Below are 16,456 nucleotides of genomic sequence, written 5' to 3'. Positions count from 1 at the left end.
CTTCGCCGGGGCAATAGCTACCACATGTGGAATGTACAACGGTGAAAGGTGTTTACTCAGGTCATGGGCGTTCGTTGAATAGCCAGACGCCTCCGCCGTGTTCAGGTGGTGCCCGATGTGCGGTGATGTCGCCGCCGTCGTGCATGTCGCGGGCCAGGGCTGGCACGTCGATTGTGATGTATCCAGCTAGGTCAGCCAGGTCTGATCCAGCCAGTAGCGTGGCCAGTTGCCTTTCCGCTTCCCGCTCGTCAAGTCCGTATTGGGCGTACGCTTCGAGTGACTCGTACTGTCCGATATAGGCGCGCGGAAAATGGTCGAACAGCTCCGGCTCTTCTTCGTGTACATCGGCCCACGCAGCGTAGGCGTACCCGTAGAGAGCGATGCCACGAGCCAGCTTGCTGACTCGTTCGATACTGGCATATTCACCGATACGGCAATTGCCGAACTGCTCATGGTCGTGGATGGCGAACTCTTCCGCAACTGATCCGCCGTAAACATTCTGAGGCGAGGCTGCCAGCATGGCGTGTATGTCGTCGTAAATGGCGCTGGCATCCCGCGCGGCGTCGAGCCAGACGCCGCGTAACTCGCCATTGTTGTACGCGGCGAGATCGGCCACGTATATTTTCGGCTCGGGTTTCGGTTGCGATCCTCGGTTGGCTCCTGCGGAATTTTTGCTGCCCGCTGTTGCCTCTGATTCTTGTGAATCGTTTCTGTTCATATATCCTCCTTATCTCCTATTGCCGCGAATGGCGCCTTATTCGTGCTAATTCTGCGCTACGGTTTCTTGCCCGAAAGGTCAGTTCGCCGTACCAATGGGTTGGAGGGGCCGGTCGGGTGCAGAGAGTGAATTTCACTCGATCTGCACCCTTCCGGCCCTTTGCTGAGCGGTGGGCTCAGCTGTCCGACGTGGTCTCCTTGCCCCGTTGGCGGGATCGGGCAGTGCCGCTGTTCGGTGTCGCGTCCGGGGTGGCGGGCGCGGCGAACAGGGTGGCGATGGCGTCGCGGCGGGCAGCCGCTTCGCGCTCGATCTCGGCCTGCACCTCTTCGGCGCGGGAGCGGAGTTCCGGATCGTCCTTGGCGCGCTCGATGTGCGTGCGGATGGCGATCAGGATTTCGTCGGTGATGGTGCCCTCTCGCAGCTGGGCGATGAAGCTCAGCTGGGCGTGGACATCGGGTTCCAGCTTGACTCCGAGCGTCTTGACGCTGCGGGTCTGCTGATCGGGTGTGGACACGGTGTTCCTCCTCGGTGTTGGTGCGGCTGGTGAACGGCGGGATGCCGTTTCAATTCCCCAGCCGCAGGGCACCGATGAGGCCCTGCCGCTCATGTGGCGCTGGATTCGTGCGTGCGCCGGTCGCGCTCACTGGCGATGCGGGCTTCGGCCGAGGCCGCAAACTCAGCGTTCAGCTCGATGCCGAGCCAATCGCGCCCGAGTACTTCGGCAGCGATGGCGGTGGTGCCGTTGCCCATGAACGGATCGGCCACAATGCCCGGTTCGCTCGGGGCCTGACAATCGCAGGTGGGTGCGAGTGCGGTTCGGGTGGCGACGCCTCCCAGAGCGCGGATGAGCCGGCGCCGCCACGGCAGTCGGCATCGGGTGCAGCGGGCCTCCGGGCATCCAGCGGCGATCATGCGGGAAGCCAGCGTCAGCGGGAACATGGCGTGGTGGTCGCCGCGGTGATTGGCAGTGGCGAGTTGCCAGACGTCGCCCGGGTTTTTGCCGAGCGGATGCCCCGCCAAGCCCCTCGCCTTGAGCCCGTCGAGGCCGGTGCTGCTATCGCTGTTGGGGCCGCGCCAGTCTTCTTCTCTGGCTTGCCGCTTCGGGCGCGGTGTGGTGGGGCGGGTCTTGTGCGGCTGGCGGATGGCGTCGAGGTCGAAGAAATACGCGTGCTGCTTGGCCAGTACGTAGATCACTTCGTAAGTGCAGGCGAGCCGGTCACGGACGCTGATCGGCATCGGGTTCGTCTTCGCCCAGATGATCTTGTTGCGGATGATCCAACCATCGTGTTGCAGCCGCAGTGCCAGGCGTTCTGGTGCCATCAGCAGGTTCTTGCGCGATGCGCCCTGGGAGGGGTGCAGCGAGTAGGTGTCGCCGAGGTTCAGCCAGTAGGTGCCGGTCGGCACCAGCACCCGGTGTACCTCCGCGCTGACCACCGCCAGGCGCTCCGCCCATTCGTCCACATGCTGCTCCAAGCCGATCTGCTCATCGGCGGCGTAGTCGCGCAGCCGGAAGTATGGCGGGCTGGTGACAACCTGGTCGATCGTGCTGTCCGGCAGCTGCCGGAGTTGGTCGAGGGCGTCGCCGACGCGGATCGCGTTGCGCTGTAACTCTCGTCGCGATTGATGATGAATGGTGTGTGTCATAGGGCAGCTCCTTTCTGCATGAGTGGCTGTGTGTGTTCGGGGGCGGTGACGCGGAACATGGCGGGATCGAGCTGACGATCGGCAGCGATGGCCTCGTGAAGCGCGGTTCGGCGACGGTCGGCCTTGGCGGCGTCGGTGTGGGTCAGGCTCCAGATCACCAGCGGGAAGCCGCCGTCTTCTTGTTCGATGCCTTGGCGGCGGTACTGCTCGTACTCGTGGCACTTCTTGATCAGGGTGGGGATCGTTTCGTGGCCGAGATCGACTTCCACGAGCCAGGCGTCGACGAAGTCGCTGCCCGGTGGCACAGCGGTTTCGAAGTAGGCGTCAGGCTTGAGCGTGACCAGTACGCCGCCGAGGCCGGTATAGCGGCGCCATGCCACCGGTTCCACCTCGCGCCGCACCAGCTCAAGTGCTCCATCCCGATGAGCGGTTTCCAGCTCAATGCGTAGATCGGCGACGGCGACGTGGTGGGCGGCGAAGCGGGCCGAGGGTTCGTGCCAGCGTTGGCGTACCGGCGCACCGGATTCGAGCCGTAGCAGCCGTTCCCCAGCAGCAGCGACGTAGTGCACCAGTCCGTGACTGCCTGCCTGCATACCGCCGATGCGCCGCGTCAGCGTGCCCAGCACCCCGGCAGTTCGCAGTCGGCCGAGCACTCGTTGCGTCCGGCGCAATCGTGAGGATGGGCTGAGGTCGTGGAAGTGCAGCGCGCAGATCTGCGTGACGGTCAAGAAGTGGTGTTCGGCCACCGAACGCAGGATGGCCCAGTCCCGTTCGCCGAGCTGCGCGCTCAGCTGGCGCAACTGGTGCTTGCCGACCCGGTGGGGGTGTGTGGTGGCCGGATGGCCACCATCATTAGCGGGCGCAAAAGCGGAAGCGGATGGATTGACCAGCGAGGATGATGGGGCATGGGTCGCGGGGAAACGGCTGGCGAAACGGTCCTCTCCGGCTTCGGCTTTCACTTCTCGTGGCCCCGTCATTGTCGCCTCGCTCTCCGGCCGTGACGGGCCATATCACCTTGTCCGGCCTGTCCGCTCGGGTGGAGGAGTTCGGCGAATCCGGCTTCGATCTCGTCCAGGGGCTGTCCGTACTGCTCGCGGCTGAGTCGGCGGATTTCGGCCGGGTCGCTGGTGATCGGCGGCGGCGCGGCCGTCACTCCCGAGGCCCAGAGCTGCGGGGTGTTGTCGCGGATCAACCGGGCATAGACGGTATGGGCAGGAAGGGCACCGAAGTCCTCGGCGGTGAGCGCCGATTGCCCCGCTGCCATCGACTTGGCGTCGTCGGCTCCCAGCTGGAAGCAGATCCGCGAGCGGGCGTTGTTGCGGAAGGCATCCAGCATCCGCTTCGGCAGCTGACTTTCGAACTGGTGCGCCAGATGGAACCCAGCCTTGAGACTGCGGGCGGTCGCCAGCGCATCGTCCAGATCCGTCGGCAGGTTGAGGTATTCCTGCACCTCGTCGATGTAGACCATCAGGGGCTCGCGTTCGGCTTCCGGCGTTCCGGCGCGTTCGCGGATGGCCTGCCACAGCTCGGCCAGCACGACCGCTGCCAGTAGCTGCGCCGCTTCCGGCCCGACGACTCCCTTCTGGAGCGGCACCAGCAGGACTTTTCGGTCGGTCAGGACTTGCCGCACGTCGAACTTCGGCTTGCGCTGCGCCAGCACGTTGCGCAGATTCGAACTCAGCAGCGGCCGGAGCTTGTTGCTCAGCGGGGCCACGATGGTGGCCGCCGCTTCCGGCGACAGTCCGTCGAACCACGCCCAGAACGGGCCTGCGGCGAACGGATCATCGCGAATGACGTGCTGAGTCAGCGAGCGCCGGAAACCGGGATTGCTGAGCAGCAGCGGCAGCATGACAAGGCTCGCGTCGTCACGCCGGGCGAGCACCTCGAAGCAGTTGCGCAGGATGTCGCTGGTGCGCGGGCCGAGCTTGTCACCGTAGAGGGAGTGGAAGGTGCCAAACAAGCTGTCGGCCACCACCTCCGGCGTGGTGCCGATCCCGCCGACGCTGTGTGAGCGATCCAGCGGATTGATGCCCACCGGCGCACGATCGAGTGGGTCGAGCACCACCACATCGGCGCGCCGCTCATCCGGGATGCGTTCGAGGATGTCGGCCACCAGATCCTTCGGCTCAATGACTACCACCGGCCGCCCGGCCTGCATGTCCTGGACGATCAGGTTGAGCAGCAGCGTCGACTTGCCCACCCCTGACGGGCCGAGGATCCAGGTGTGCCGCAAAGCATCGGGCACGTTGTAGCCGATCGGCCCCGTGGCGCCGGGCGCGTTCGCCATCGCAATGACCCGTGTGCCGGACTGCACGGCGGCGGACGGGCGAATCGGCTTCGGGTGACGCGGCGGCTGGCCGGGGAATTCCTGATCGCGGTCGCTGATCGGCCAGCCGCTGAGGCGGGCAGTTTCGATCACTGTCACCTGCTGAGCGCGGGTGAAGAATGACCAGGAGCCGCGCGGCCGGTTCAGCTTGCTCGCATGTTCCGGCTGGGTGCGCAGGTAGACGCCAGGGGCTTCGACGGTGTTCATGGCGGCGGCCAAGCCGAGCAGCAGCGTGCGCCGCCGCTCGGCATCCCTCGCATGCACCCCGACGCGCAGCGTGCTCATGAAGCCGTGCTGACCGATCTTGTGCGCTATTGCCTGCCGGGCATCGGCCCGCTTCTCCGGCCGCGTGCCGTGTAGTACCCGAGACGCGAGCGACTGGTCGAAGTCCGGCAGCTCGGCGGGCATCAGGCGCGGATGCCAGCGTGGACCGAGTACCTGTTGAATCACCAGCCGCTCACCCCGGCGCACCGCTGTCAGTGCATGCAGGATGGAACGGGTCGAGGCCACAGCGTCGGGCGGTTCGATCGACCGTGGCGAGGAGAGCTTGAGCTTGCGCGCCGTTGTCACCGGCGGGCGATCCTCTGGGTAGCTCACCAACACGCTGCCCTTCACCAGTTGCTCGATGGCGGCACGGGCGTGCTGGGCGTGGCGCAGCTGGCTGCCGATCAAGTACTCGATGCCGTCGGCTTCGGCGCGTGTTTCGAGAATCAGCTGCGGGGCGTGTACCTGAGCGCTCCAGTGCCGCAGGATGGCGAACGCGGCGGCTTCCGAGAGCGGAGCGGGCCAGAAGACCTGCTGCCACACCAGAGAGTTCGCGGTGAGAGTCGAGTTCGATTGATCAGTCGTCATGGTCGACCTCCGTACTCTTGGCCTCGTTCGGGGCCGGCGTGGCCGCGGTTGCCGAGGTTGCATCGGCCGAAGTGGTGGCATCGGCCTGCTTCTCGGCCTCCAGTTCGGCCATCGCCAGGGCGATGACGGCCCGGCCGAGCTTCGCCACATCGGGCGGCGTGCGCATCACGCTGCGGACGGTGATGTTGTGCTCGATGCGTGTGCTGCGCCGCCTGCCTCGGGCCTCGCGTCGGTAGTTCGGTCGATGGGTCTTGGACATAGTGGTTCCTCCTTGATCGTTACTCGTTGCTATTTCTTCACTCCATTCCCACTCCCGGCCCCGCCGTTCTTGGGCGCACAAAACCACGCCTGTCTTTCAAAACAGGCCCGAGAGTGGGGAGTTGGTGACTGGCTCAGCCGAGCGGCTGGCGTCGGATTGCGGCGGGGCAATTGTTGCCGCGTCGTCTGTCTTTACTATGCGGGGCAGCATTTGCCCCGTCAACGAACTTCCTGCGTGGTTCGACGTTTTTACAACGCCGAAGTGATCACGGTGACTGGTGGTGTGGTGGCGTGATTTCTACCAGTGATTTCGTGTAGCGCGATATACAACAACGCCAAGCCACACCAGCGCCACCAGTCCGACCGCTGCGAGGATCCAATACCAGATGGATTCGAGCAGCGACACCGCCAGCGACAACGCAATCATGCCGCCTAGAACGGACAAGCAGAACGACAGAAATTTGTCCCCCCACCCCCGCGGGTCGGCGCTATGCATCGCCGCCCCTGACATAGGTAGTGCGAAGGCGCTGCTGTGCTATCGCATACGCCCTCTGGACGCGGATCAGGCTTGCCGCCGCATCGCGGTCGATCCGCTCCAATTCGTCGCGGTGCTTGCATCGCCGCGCGAGCCGATCTTCGAGAGTCGTAATCGCACCGAGGGCAAGCAGACAAAGACCGACGATTGCAGTCCCGCAGATGAAGTAAGTCAGCGAGTCCAGTAGTACTGCTCCAATCTGGGGATTCACTCGTGCGCCCACCCCTTGATCCACTCCATTGTTTCGCGAGAGGTCCGCTGCACGAACGTCATCACACGGTGGGCCGAGACGGGGGCCATATCCTGGTGGATGTCCACCATCGTCTTGATGTCGTGAAGAGCGCTGGCAACGTAGATGACTACGCCGTTCGCCAGGTGTTCGGCCACGATGGGGTGGTCGCCCGGTGGCGTCAGCTTCAGAAAATCGGCCAGTTCACGCGCTTTGCGGGACAGATCATCTGGGGTGTTCGGCTCCGAAGGCGGATCCAGATCAGTCACAGGGAATCTCCGTTCGCAGTGTGGGTGTGAAATCTCAGCGATGGAAGCGAGACACTTCGGAGCCGACGAACGCGGCGTACTGCTCGACGATGTAGCCCAGTCGCGCGGCTGCTGCCGGATCGCCATCGGCCTGGAAGTTCGCTTCCCGCGAGAGCATCGCTGTCGTCTGAAGACCGAGAGCGGCCACAATGCCCGCCGCTTGTACGCGAGTGGCGGCCACCAAGCCACGAGCGACTTCCTTATTCTGAAGCCGCTGCAACGAGCGGCCCTCGGAACGAGTGAAGCCATCCGGGATGTTCGGCGACAACTGAGCGTTTGCGCGGGGGAGTAATGAAGACATTTGAAGATCCTTCCTGTGGGTACTTTTTGTGCCCGCTGTCGGCGGCTTGTCGGGTTGACGTCATCGACGCTACGAGGCGAGAAAGTGGCTGTCACCTGGAGTTTTGTCGGATCGCGATCTGACATCTGACAAGACACGCCGCGCTGATCTGACAATCTGCAGGCCGGGAGCGACAGTGCACAGCGGCACCATCTGACAATTTGCTAGCGGAGCGTGAACGGAAAGAAGCCCGCTCCTGGTGGGGAGCGGGCAGCGTTGGGCGCGGGTGGACACGGTTGTGTTGATTGGTGGTGTGGGTGGATGACGCGACGGGCATGGATGCCCATCGACCTCAGATGTACTTCGTCGACTCGTCGCCGGGTACGTCAGCACCGAAGACCGCTTTCGGCCAGCACTCCTCGGCATCGGTCAGCAGAAACATGACGACGCCACGTTCGAATCCCTCATCGGTGGATGCCTCGGGATCAGGCTGTGCATGGCCAAAGGCGTGGCTTTCGACGAGGTCGACGCCACATGGCAGTTTCGTCTTGACTCGCCGTTCGGTCCGGGTCTCCCTGCCGGAGGCTGGGTCACGTTGGATCAGGTCGATCTTCGACGGGTCCTGGTCGTACGCTTCGCAGATCATCAGGTAGATGGTCGGCAGAAGGCGGACGAACTGCTCCCAGATGGCGTCGGTGTTGATCCGGGGATCGAGCCACAGATGCCGCTCGTGGGCCAGATCTTCGCGGACACTCCATGCCCAGTAGTCGAAGAAGGTCCAGAGTGAGTGGATGGCCGGACGTTCGCCCTCTCCCCGGTGGATGATGGGACCGCCATCGGGGTACACCGAGCCGTCGAAGGTCGAAACGTACTTGAAGAAGCCGTCGCGAGCTGCGAGGACCTTATCGACGAGAGTGTTGGCGATGATCCAGTTGTGGTCGTGTTTCCAGTTCTGGTCAGCTTTGTCATGAATGTTCTTGCACATCAGGAGGTTTCCCTTCTACTGATGCGCGCCCAGTCAAACTGTACCACATTTTGTATCAAATTGCAAGTGGCACACGCTGTTCGGTGACTGGGGCTGGATAGGATCTTCGCACGACGTCAACATGGAGGGGGAAGAACAGTAATGGTCTCAGCTTCGCTTTTGGATGCCGCAGCCAACGAATTGGCGGAATTTTTTCCTCCTCGCAACGCAAAAATGGCCGCATTCAAGATGGAGTGCCTTGAGTCGCTTCAAGCCCTTCCCGCCCTCCTTGGGCAGATTATTCCTATCGAAGAAATCGATGTCAGTAACCCGGCGCAGGTTTATGACGTTCTCGTAGCCATAGACAGGCATGCGCGCGATAATCCAACTCAGGATCGGGACAAGCCCGGTATCGAGAAATCCTCGACAACTAATATAGTGCAAGCCGTCGGGGTCATGATTCGTCTCTACGATAGACACGGATATCCGACAAAGCTTGAGGAACGTTGGCAGCAGGCTATGAAAATTGTTGGGTATGACAGTACGCGCCACTTGAGAGGCAGTGGAAAGCTTAATGTCCGCTACAGAAAAATTTACGTCAAGTATATTCAAGAAATTCTATCAGATCCAGTTGGCAGGCGGCGTGTACTGAGTCTAAATGTCGACGGTGGCGTTGGATCTAGTGCAGAGCCGGCTGCACTGCCGGTTGCCGTCCTCAAAGCAGAATTCGATTCTCGCTCAGGGGAGATAGCGAATCGCGAAAATGTCGAAGAGGGCACTGCGCGGAACGCTAACGCTGAACCCACCGCCCTGCCGCCGAAAGCGTCAATCTATCTTTTCGCTCGGAGGAGTTCGGGCAAGCTGCTCGAAGCTGAAGTGCGGTACCGCGTAGAATCGAACGATCGAAACCTTGGCCCACTCCGGCTGTTTCTCGACTACTTTCAGACTGGCGATCCGAGCAGAGTATTCGCTGGGATTCGCGTAGCTATTCAAGTCGGAGTAGAGGTCCTCACGGAGGCGACTCTTACTTCCCAGATTAGGGGGGATTCGTCAAGTATTCGCCTCAAGCACGTTCGGTGGAGTCGAGGTACGGCAGATACGCCGTTGTCCGAAGCGAAGCCCCTTGATCTAGAGATCCCGCTTAGGCGAGAAGGATTGATCATTGACAAAATATCCCGCGATGAAGTCTCAGAAGGGGTGCTGTTGCTGCACCTTATTCGAGAATCGCAGTCGCTTCGGGTAAACAAATACGCGTTCGCTAGAAATGTTAAGGAATATACTCCATTGACGAGAGAGTTGGTTATCTCCCAGAAATGGGCTCTCGAAGTAGAGGCTCAGCCTGATACGATAGTCGACTTCATGGTTCGCGCGCATAATAACAGTGTTGATACAATGTGGGACATGATGATCGGCGATAACCTACCCGATTATCTCGCCTTCGTCCCCGGTTCGACGATTCTTTTCGCTGGCAACAACGTGGATGGAAAGCCTATCAGCAGTGACAATGTTTGTAGGGGCGGTATAAACATCGGAAGCTATGGTCCAGATTCTGTTGCCTATATTCTTTTTTCAACTCGCATAAATCAGCATCGGCAATTCGCGAAGCTTGGAACTTATAGGCTCCGCAATGTTGGTATTGCTCGACCCGGTGGGTACAACGAGGTGTATAACACGGCGCAGGTGAACGTGAATATTCGTTGGCCTCTAGATGCCGAGGGGTGAGGCGCATGCGACCGCTATGTGCAGCCTAGGTCGTCGAATCCCAGGTTGAGAACTGTAGGCACGGTAGGTGTCGGAGGGTACGGAGCTGGCGAGTCGTGGCAGACTAGCTATGTGGACACGTTCATCTGTCAGTGCTGCGAGATGGAGTGCAAGAACACCCTGCTACCCTCCGCTTGGGAGAGCTACACGCCGCCGGCGAGATGCCGCATATGTAATGAGCATCAAGGCAAGCGGCTTCAGCGTGCCGAAGACCACGCTCGCGAGTATCGGCGCCGAATGGAGATCGCGATTGCCGCTGCTCGTGCCGCCGACGAGCGTACGCGGAAGCATAAGGCGAATGCGGAACGTGCCTTTGACTCGCGTGAGCGCACGTTTCGTATACTGAATCAAGTGGCGAGCGGCCATCGGCGCGACGAGAAACGGGATCATTGCTCGTGCGGGAAGCCAAACTGTCCCACGCTACGGGCGCTCAGTGGCCAGTGGATCACTGAGCGCCTCGCAGATCTCAATCTGCGCGACGAGAGTCCTGGTCAATCGTCGTTCCGCACCGAATCCGTTGAGTGGCAACGTCATAGGAACCGCGGACGCAACTAGTATGAAGCGTGGGGGCGCGTCGATAGGCAGTATCGACGCAGTTGATATGGGCGCCGCCGGTGGACTAATCAGCGCCGCCCATATCGGCTTCGGCTACGGCGTACGTGGTTCCACCGCTCGGGCTTCTCGGCGTCAGCGGACGATCAGCGTCCGCTCCAGGTACTTCGCGAGGTGCTCCTTGCGGTAGGGGTAGGCCGCCCAGAGGCCGGCGGCGTCCAGGCCGTAGCTGAAGGAGTCGGAAGGCCGGGCAGCTGCGGCGTCGGCCATGCTCCCGAAGGGATGGATGCAGTCCTCCATCCCCCATACCGGCGAGGCGACAACGCGGCCGTTGGGCTCGATCAGCCAGGCGTGGCCCTTCCCGATGCGCATCCAGTCCGAGATGATGATGCGCGAGCGCCAGCCGTTGCGCTCCTTCTCGGCGGCGAGGAAATCGGCCAGGTCGTCGAGTTCCTGCTGCGCCACGAACTCCTCGAAGATGTCTTCGCTCCGACCCTTCGGGATCGGGGTGAGGATCTTCGTCTTGACCGCACCGAGTAGATCGGCCTGCTGGCAGATGTAGTGGATGACATCGCGGTTGCCGGGCCGGGGCTTGGTCAGCAGGTTCCGTTCCGCGGGCATGTAGACGCAGATGACCGACAGCGGTATCTGTGCCAGCGCCACCGACATCAGCCCGCGCGTGACCTTCGGGTAGTTGCCCCGGATGGCGTCGTGCTGGCGGCGCGGGCCATCCAGGGTGACGTCGATGTAGTCGACCAGATCCTTCAGCCGGGCGGCTTCGTCTGGGCCGATCATGACGGCGTTGGTGGACAGCACGACCACTTCGAACTTGTCGCGGATGTACTCCATGAACGGCCAGAAGTGCTTGTAGACCATCGGCTCGCCCCCAGCGACGATGATCCGGCGCATGCCCGTCAACCGATCGACGCGCTCCAGGTGTACATCGAGTTTGGTGCTGATGCCGTCGGGCGGTTCCGAGCAGTAGACGCACTTGAGGTTGCAGAAGCGGGTGAGCTGGTACGTCGCGCTGAGCGGAACGTGCATCCTGGCGATGAGTTCTTCGGTGGAGTTGGCGTCGTCGGTGCGGTAGCACTGTTCGACGTGATCGAAGTGAAGCTCCGGGAGCTGGAAGGCAGCAGTGTCGAGCATGAAATCCCCCTGACGGATTCGCCCTAATTGGTGAGGGCGGGGTGGTGCTGCGGGTGAAAAAGTTGTGCCAATCTGGCACAGGAGCTGATGTTGTAATCACCCCCATCCTCGACGACTGAAATACCAAGCTGAACAGTGGCAACGAACAGCGCTACGCGAGCCTTATGTTCGCCGATCCCGGGAAACTCCGACAGACGCCGGATGAACTCGCGGGCAGTAATTCGTGTGTTCCATATATTACGGGCGTCGCCGTCGTAGCGTTCAGCGATGATGTGGGCAATATCCAACGAGCGCTGCGCCATCGTGTTGGTGAAGGGATGAATCGCTGGCGACTTCGCGAAAGCCGCAAAATAGTCGCCCTCACTCAACTCGATAAGTGCATCTGGGGACAGTGTGCCGAGCCGTTCTTCGAGGCGATGTGGTGCTTGCCATGCGTAGTCGGCCTTGACCCGCTGGTTGAACAGAATGCCGAGAACGAATGCGAAGGCTGTCTCGGCGCTGTCGATGCGACGGATCGGTAGGACGTCAGACATGCTTGCCCCCGATCGCAGCGGCGATCGAATGGGCGATGTGAGCTGCCGTCTCCGCTTCGGTGACGCTGTCGCTGTTGTCGACGCGCACCACCTGTACACCCCGGCCCGCCAGGAAGGCCCCTGCCTCGTGGTAGAGGGCCCGCTCTCTGTCCGAATCGTTGTCTTCGAGGCGCGTGTGCGCATCGCGCAACGCGCTCCGTCGGCGAAGACTGGCAGTATCCGCATCGAGGATGATGTTCAAGTCCGGCAGTTGGAATTCTCGATTGAGTGCCCAAACCTCCTCGAACGGCACGCCGTCGAAGACCTGGAAGACAAGCGACGAAGCGATGTACCTATCCGTCACTACCGCGTCGTACTGATCGAGTCCCGGAACGATCACATCGGTCAGGTGCTGTGCCCTGTCGGCTGCCAAAATTTCCGCTAATTCATGGCCGGAGTGCCGCTGCTCATTGTCGAGGCGAAACTGTGGGGTCGGTTCCTTGGTAAACACGGTGGCGACTCCATTATCGGTGAGTAGCTGTGATGCGACCGCAAGCACGCTCGACTTTCCGGCATGCTTCGGGCCGTCAACTGCTACAAAGATCCCCCTGGTTCTGTTCACGTATTCCCCCTGACATAACTGCCGCTACTGATCCCCAATGCGGCGCTGACCCTGCTTGGTTTAGTGTATCGACCAGGTGCGCTGCTTATTCAGTTCTTCTTTGTTACGGAAAGCCTGTTCGAGTTCGATGTCGAAGCGATTGGCGATCGAGCAGACGTAGATGAGGATATCGGCCAGTTCCTCTTCGACTGTGCCGACTGATGATTTTTGATCCAGTCGCATCTTCTCCTTCTTGCGCACCGCCTTGAACAGTTCGCCGATCTCCTCGCCCAGTAGCAGGCATGCCTGCTGGGCGGTGTTCCCATCGAACCCACGTTCGAATTCGAGCTGGCGAACGTATTCCTGAAGTGCCTTCAGGTCAGGGCTACTAGAAAGAAGTGGCATGGGGCCGATTATAAACAAGCAGCTGCAAACTGCAAGCCGAAACGAAATATTTGGCTGAATTGTTCATAGTCCGATCGGGATTGCTCAGACCGCTCGCCGGGAAGCGCATATAACTTTGCCGATGCACTGGAAATCTTCAGTCATGTGGCTCCCTCGAACGGCGAAAAGCGTAGGCTCGTGATTCACGGCTCCAGATAGAGCCGCTCATTCGGCAATCGCGGCAACGCCTCGGTATCGGCGCTGGTTACGCTGACCGCTTCGACGTAGTGCCGCTGCTGGTGCTCCTGGACGAACAACAGCGCGGCCGTCAGGCAGGCGGCGAAGTCGAACTGGATACCCTGCATGACCACCGACAGCCGTACGTCGGGCTCCTGAGGGAGCGGCGATACCCCCGCTGTACTCATCGGTACGCCGCCTGTGTGTGAAGGGCCGTTCGCGCCGATGCCAGAACCGTCAGCCCGGAAGGGCAGAAGGTACTGCGTGCTGGCAAGATCCAGCGACGGAACTGCCCTCCTCGATCCGCGGGCGAGGGCAGCGCAACCCGCTGCCCGCCGCGAAGAATGTGGACTCCGAAATGTTGGAGCATCGGTTCGTCGCGTACTGCCCGGATCGGCGCATCGGCTCTGGTGAGCAGCGTCCACGTGTGGCTGCGCGGATGCGAGATGATCGGGCCGCCCCCGCCGTGGCGCCGCTCCAGGTGCAGCTTCACCGCCTGCCCCAATGCTGCGGGCATCGTGATTGCCCAGACCCGGCCGGTTTGGAAGAAGATCCGCCCGGTGGGCGGTTCGAGCACAGCGGGCAGGTGGCAGGTGCTTCGGTAGTAGTTGCAGCGCGAGTGGGGTGTGTCGCCGCTCGTTTGTGGCCAAGATGAATTGGCGACCGGTTCCGTCATGGATACCCTCTCTGGCGTCCTCATCAGAGGAGGGCACCCGGCACCGGGGGCGGTAGCCACCGATCCGCCACTCTGACGGCCAGTGCGCCGAACGGGGTTGTTCATGCGTCGGCCCGGTACCGGGTGCGCCCTTGACGTTGCCGTACAACCGGTTTCAGGCGGAACCGCGCGTCGGTGCGGTACCGTGGGGGTTGCGTGGGTATTTCCCCTGATCAGGACCGTATTTGTAGGGTGGGGCTATGGTGCGAGGGCGCGAGTGGACCGGGTTCGAAGCGGTCGCACTGCAAGAAGCGATGCGCAAGTCGATCCGAGAGTTTGCGGCGCTCCTCGGTATTGAAACCACCACGATCAACAATTGGCGCTCCGGCCTGGGCTCGGTCACGCCTCGCACCAAGATTCAGTCCATCCTCGACACGACATACCAGCAACGCGCGTCCGTTGAAGATCGGGCGCGGTTCGATCAGATCGTTGCTGAGGGCGAGAGTGCTTGGCGCATAAGGCATCGCGGGGGCAGCGACTCGGACGTAGCGCCGGGTGTACGCGCCCAGCCTCCAGCCGGCACCAGTGAATCGTTTGAAGCCCCCGTCGAGGTGCTGCGCCGATTGCGCGCGCTTGACGCGGGCAGCATCGACGATTCGGTGCTTGACGTTGTCGAATCTGCGCTAGCCGACATCCTCGACCGCTACGAGCTGGAGGGCCCGGCTCGCCTGGCGCCTGCCGCGCAGTCACTTCGCCGCGAGGTCGAGTCGATGATCGAGGGGTGCCGACAGCCAGCGCAGCTCCAGCGGCTCTACCGCTTGGCCGGACAGCTGTCCGGCGTGCTGGCCTACATGGCCGTGAACCGCGGGCGCTTTCGGATCGCGGACGTCTACTGCACCGAGGCGCTCGGCGTCGCAGAGTTCATCGGCGACCGTGAGCTGCAGGCATGGACCAAGGGCACGCAGAGTTTCTGTGCCTACTACCGAGGCGACCAGAACGCAGCGGTGGCAGCCGCCGAAGCTGGTTTGCGGATTGCCGGTTCCGGGGCCCAGTCCATTCGGCTGTATGCCAACGGGCTTGCGCGTGCGCTCGGCAAACTCGGAGACGCGGTGGGCGTCGCACGAGCTGTCGACAACGCACTGACGATTGCCACGGCCACCAGCGCCTCACCCCGTCTGACCCCGGCCCTGTCCTTCGCGCCGTACGGCCAGGCGCGCCTCATGGCCAACGCGGCCACAGCCCATCTCTCGGCAGGGGAGTACCGCCACACGCTTGAGTACGGTCAGCTCATCGAGGAACAGGTTAACGCCTCAGATTCAGCGTGGAGTAGGTCGCTCGTTCGGCTGGATGTCGGCCTGGCCCTCGTGGAAGGGCCTGAACGAGATGCCGAACAGGCGGTAGCCCTCGGCGTCGAAGCCCTTGACGTGTCGAGCGATCGTCCCATCCGTTCGGTGTGGCAGCGCGCTCACGAGCTAGGCGCAGCCACCGCGGCGCTGAGTGTCGCCCACGCGCAGAACTACGCCGAGAAGCTCCAGAGCTGGTCGGAGCGCGCAACTTCAGTCGCGACATCCGACGGTGCTATCGAAGCTGGATCGTGGCGATCTCGTCCCACTCATATCGGTGATCTGTCCGCCACAGTCGCACCAGCTTCACGTCCTCAACGCGTACCTTCACCGGCTCGATCTCGCGGAGCGCAGCCACCGCTTCGATGATCGGAGCGGCCGGGCGTCGTCGGTTGCTGTAGCCGATCCCAATATGTGGCCGGAAGCGAGAGGCCGGTTTCGGTGATTCGGCCGGCCGGACACTGACAACGCTCTCTCGCAGCTGGGCGTGAAGCCCGAACAGCCGATCCCACGGGGCGACCGAGAACCGGAGGGCGCTCATTGAGCCAGCCAACGGACCCACGGACAACTCGAAAGACGAGATTGCCGCGAGAGCTTCCTCGGCCGCGTTCGCCACCACCCGTAGCTCCGTCCGCTCCACGACTGCGGCATCGCCGACCTTGGGCAATGTCAGGTGGAGCCCATCCAGCGGAACGGGATCGATATCCGATGAACATAGTTGCTGCTGGCAGTGTGCCGCCATCGCTTTGAGCTCATCATCTTCGAATGTGAGGTACCAATAGTAGGCGGCATGGTCGAGGGGCCACTTCTTGTGGCTCCAGTGGTCTTGAACCTTGGTCAAGCTTGAGAACGCCTGCCAGTCGTTCGCGCGGATCGCATCAGCGTCGCTGAGTAGGCGCGGGAGCTCAAACGGAAATGGTGCCTTCATTTTCGGTGCGAGAAATCGCGATCATGCACTGCCGCCACATGCCTTATGACGCTTGGAGTACCTTGTTGCGACACCGGTATAGTACAGCACGGCGTTCCAAAACCATGGCTGATACTCCGAATTCGCACTCTATGCCCTTCGACCAATCGTTTTCCGTAGCGGTCGGAGCCGACAAAACCGGCCGATAGATAGAATCTATAGCCGGCTTGTTTGAAGTTGT

18 protein-coding genes are annotated in these 16,456 nt (G+C 61.9%); 2 read left to right on the top strand and 16 right to left on the bottom strand.

Annotation, left to right across the window (positions count from 1 at the left end):
- Window positions 1–61: 61 nt before the first annotated feature.
- The 6 genes from LTT61_RS14595 to LTT61_RS14570 form a co-directional block, all read right to left on the bottom strand.
- Window positions 62–718: an antirestriction protein ArdA gene (locus tag LTT61_RS14595; protein ID WP_233020502.1), complete on the bottom strand. Its 657-nt coding sequence runs from the start codon at window positions 716–718 to the stop codon at window positions 62–64.
- A gap of 175 nt (window positions 719–893) precedes the next feature.
- Window positions 894–1,232, bottom strand: a complete 339-nt coding sequence (locus LTT61_RS14590) for a hypothetical protein (protein WP_233020501.1) — start codon at window positions 1,230–1,232, stop codon at window positions 894–896.
- A gap of 89 nt (window positions 1,233–1,321) precedes the next feature.
- Entirely contained in the window at window positions 1,322–2,362 is a 1,041-nt protein-coding gene (locus LTT61_RS14585; protein WP_233020500.1) for a DNA-methyltransferase, read from the bottom strand.
- Window positions 2,359–3,339: a replication-relaxation family protein gene (locus LTT61_RS14580; protein WP_233020499.1), complete on the bottom strand. Its 981-nt coding sequence runs from the start codon at window positions 3,337–3,339 to the stop codon at window positions 2,359–2,361. Before LTT61_RS14580 ends, LTT61_RS14585 begins: the two co-directional genes overlap by 4 nt.
- Window positions 3,336–5,540, bottom strand: coding sequence for a type IV secretory system conjugative DNA transfer family protein (locus LTT61_RS14575; RefSeq protein WP_233020498.1), 2,205 nt, complete (start codon window positions 5,538–5,540; stop codon window positions 3,336–3,338). Before LTT61_RS14575 ends, LTT61_RS14580 begins: the two co-directional genes overlap by 4 nt.
- A complete protein-coding gene (locus tag LTT61_RS14570) occupies window positions 5,530–5,799 on the bottom strand; it encodes a hypothetical protein (protein WP_233020497.1) in 270 nt (89 codons plus the stop codon). Before LTT61_RS14570 ends, LTT61_RS14575 begins: the two co-directional genes overlap by 11 nt.
- A gap of 385 nt (window positions 5,800–6,184) precedes the next feature.
- Here LTT61_RS14570 and LTT61_RS14565 point away from each other — a divergent pair, with 385 nt between their 5' ends.
- Window positions 6,185–6,520, top strand: coding sequence for a hypothetical protein (locus LTT61_RS14565; RefSeq protein WP_233020496.1), 336 nt, complete (start codon window positions 6,185–6,187; stop codon window positions 6,518–6,520).
- 20 nt (window positions 6,521–6,540) lie between these two features.
- Here the strand turns inward: LTT61_RS14565 and LTT61_RS14560 are convergent, their stop codons facing one another.
- From LTT61_RS14560 to LTT61_RS14550, 3 genes are all read right to left on the bottom strand, one after another.
- Complete coding sequence (locus LTT61_RS14560; protein ID WP_233020495.1) at window positions 6,541–6,831, bottom strand: hypothetical protein; 291 nt, start codon at window positions 6,829–6,831, stop codon at window positions 6,541–6,543.
- A gap of 34 nt (window positions 6,832–6,865) precedes the next feature.
- On the bottom strand, window positions 6,866–7,171 hold the full coding sequence (locus LTT61_RS14555; protein WP_233020494.1) for a hypothetical protein: 306 nt from the start codon (window positions 7,169–7,171) through the stop codon (window positions 6,866–6,868).
- 331 nt (window positions 7,172–7,502) lie between these two features.
- Window positions 7,503–8,135, bottom strand: coding sequence for a hypothetical protein (locus tag LTT61_RS14550; RefSeq protein WP_233020493.1), 633 nt, complete (start codon window positions 8,133–8,135; stop codon window positions 7,503–7,505).
- Between the two features lie 141 nt (window positions 8,136–8,276).
- On the opposite strand from LTT61_RS14550, the gene LTT61_RS14545 reads away from it, so the two are divergent.
- Window positions 8,277–9,836, top strand: a complete 1,560-nt coding sequence (locus tag LTT61_RS14545) for a hypothetical protein (RefSeq protein ID WP_233020492.1) — start codon at window positions 8,277–8,279, stop codon at window positions 9,834–9,836.
- Window positions 9,837–10,562: 726 nt separating this feature from the next.
- Here LTT61_RS14545 and LTT61_RS14540 read toward each other — a convergent pair.
- The 7 genes from LTT61_RS14540 to LTT61_RS32955 all read right to left on the bottom strand — a co-directional run bounded on the left by LTT61_RS14540 (window position 10,563) and on the right by LTT61_RS32955 (window position 16,050).
- On the bottom strand, window positions 10,563–11,576 hold the full coding sequence (locus tag LTT61_RS14540) for a radical SAM protein (RefSeq protein ID WP_233020491.1): 1,014 nt from the start codon (window positions 11,574–11,576) through the stop codon (window positions 10,563–10,565).
- A gap of 23 nt (window positions 11,577–11,599) precedes the next feature.
- Window positions 11,600–12,109, bottom strand: coding sequence for a hypothetical protein (locus tag LTT61_RS14535; RefSeq protein ID WP_233020490.1), 510 nt, complete (start codon window positions 12,107–12,109; stop codon window positions 11,600–11,602).
- Window positions 12,102–12,710 carry a dTMP kinase gene (gene tmk / locus LTT61_RS14530; RefSeq protein ID WP_233020489.1) on the bottom strand — a complete coding sequence of 203 codons (609 nt, stop codon included), beginning with the start codon at window positions 12,708–12,710 and terminating at the stop codon, window positions 12,102–12,104. Before tmk ends, LTT61_RS14535 begins: the two co-directional genes overlap by 8 nt.
- Before the next feature lie 60 nt (window positions 12,711–12,770).
- The gene (locus LTT61_RS14525; protein WP_233020488.1) at window positions 12,771–13,094 is read right to left on the bottom strand and encodes a MazG nucleotide pyrophosphohydrolase domain-containing protein; all 324 of its coding nucleotides are present in this window, start codon (window positions 13,092–13,094) and stop codon (window positions 12,771–12,773) included.
- A gap of 182 nt (window positions 13,095–13,276) precedes the next feature.
- Window positions 13,277–13,498 (bottom strand): hypothetical protein, encoded by a 222-nt coding sequence (locus LTT61_RS14520; protein WP_233020487.1) that lies wholly within the window; start codon window positions 13,496–13,498, stop codon window positions 13,277–13,279.
- Entirely contained in the window at window positions 13,495–13,986 is a 492-nt protein-coding gene (locus tag LTT61_RS14515; RefSeq protein WP_233020486.1) for a DNA-directed RNA polymerase subunit beta, read from the bottom strand. The genes LTT61_RS14520 and LTT61_RS14515 overlap by 4 nt, the downstream gene beginning before the upstream one ends.
- Window positions 13,987–15,543: 1,557 nt before the next feature.
- The gene (locus LTT61_RS32955) at window positions 15,544–16,050 is read right to left on the bottom strand and encodes a 2'-5' RNA ligase family protein (protein ID WP_420094813.1); all 507 of its coding nucleotides are present in this window, start codon (window positions 16,048–16,050) and stop codon (window positions 15,544–15,546) included.
- Between the last annotated feature and the right edge of the window lie 406 nt (window positions 16,051–16,456).

The sequence above is a fragment of the Nocardia asteroides genome (genome assembly GCF_021183625.1).
Lineage (GTDB): Bacteria > Actinomycetota > Actinomycetes > Mycobacteriales > Mycobacteriaceae > Nocardia > Nocardia asteroides_A.
The sequence above is the reverse complement of the archived record's forward strand: the minus strand, read 5'-3'. Positions and strand labels throughout refer to the sequence as shown.

Bases quoted from the DNA above. Each gene is read 5' to 3' on its own strand.
- LTT61_RS14550 (WP_233020493.1), bottom strand. From the start codon at position 8,135: ATGTGCAAGAACATTCATGACAAAGCTGACCAGAACTGGAAACACGAC.
- LTT61_RS14575 (WP_233020498.1), bottom strand. From the start codon at position 5,540: ATGACGACTGATCAATCGAACTCGACTCTCACCGCGAACTCTCTGGTG.
- LTT61_RS14555 (WP_233020494.1), bottom strand. From the start codon at position 7,171: ATGTCTTCATTACTCCCCCGCGCAAACGCTCAGTTGTCGCCGAACATC.
- LTT61_RS14540 (WP_233020491.1), bottom strand. From the start codon at position 11,576: ATGCTCGACACTGCTGCCTTCCAGCTCCCGGAGCTTCACTTCGATCAC.
- LTT61_RS14585 (WP_233020500.1), bottom strand. From the start codon at position 2,362: ATGACACACACCATTCATCATCAATCGCGACGAGAGTTACAGCGCAAC.
- LTT61_RS14565 (WP_233020496.1), top strand. From the start codon at position 6,185: ATGGATTCGAGCAGCGACACCGCCAGCGACAACGCAATCATGCCGCCT.
- LTT61_RS14580 (WP_233020499.1), bottom strand. From the start codon at position 3,339: ATGACGGGGCCACGAGAAGTGAAAGCCGAAGCCGGAGAGGACCGTTTC.
- LTT61_RS14535 (WP_233020490.1), bottom strand. From the start codon at position 12,109: ATGTCTGACGTCCTACCGATCCGTCGCATCGACAGCGCCGAGACAGCC.
- LTT61_RS14525 (WP_233020488.1), bottom strand. From the start codon at position 13,094: ATGCCACTTCTTTCTAGTAGCCCTGACCTGAAGGCACTTCAGGAATAC.
- LTT61_RS14570 (WP_233020497.1), bottom strand. From the start codon at position 5,799: ATGTCCAAGACCCATCGACCGAACTACCGACGCGAGGCCCGAGGCAGG.
- LTT61_RS14595 (WP_233020502.1), bottom strand. From the start codon at position 718: ATGAACAGAAACGATTCACAAGAATCAGAGGCAACAGCGGGCAGCAAA.
- LTT61_RS14515 (WP_233020486.1), bottom strand. From the start codon at position 13,986: ATGACGGAACCGGTCGCCAATTCATCTTGGCCACAAACGAGCGGCGAC.
- LTT61_RS14520 (WP_233020487.1), bottom strand. From the start codon at position 13,498: ATGAGTACAGCGGGGGTATCGCCGCTCCCTCAGGAGCCCGACGTACGG.
- LTT61_RS14545 (WP_233020492.1), top strand. From the start codon at position 8,277: ATGGTCTCAGCTTCGCTTTTGGATGCCGCAGCCAACGAATTGGCGGAA.
- LTT61_RS32955 (WP_420094813.1), bottom strand. From the start codon at position 16,050: ATGGCGGCACACTGCCAGCAGCAACTATGTTCATCGGATATCGATCCC.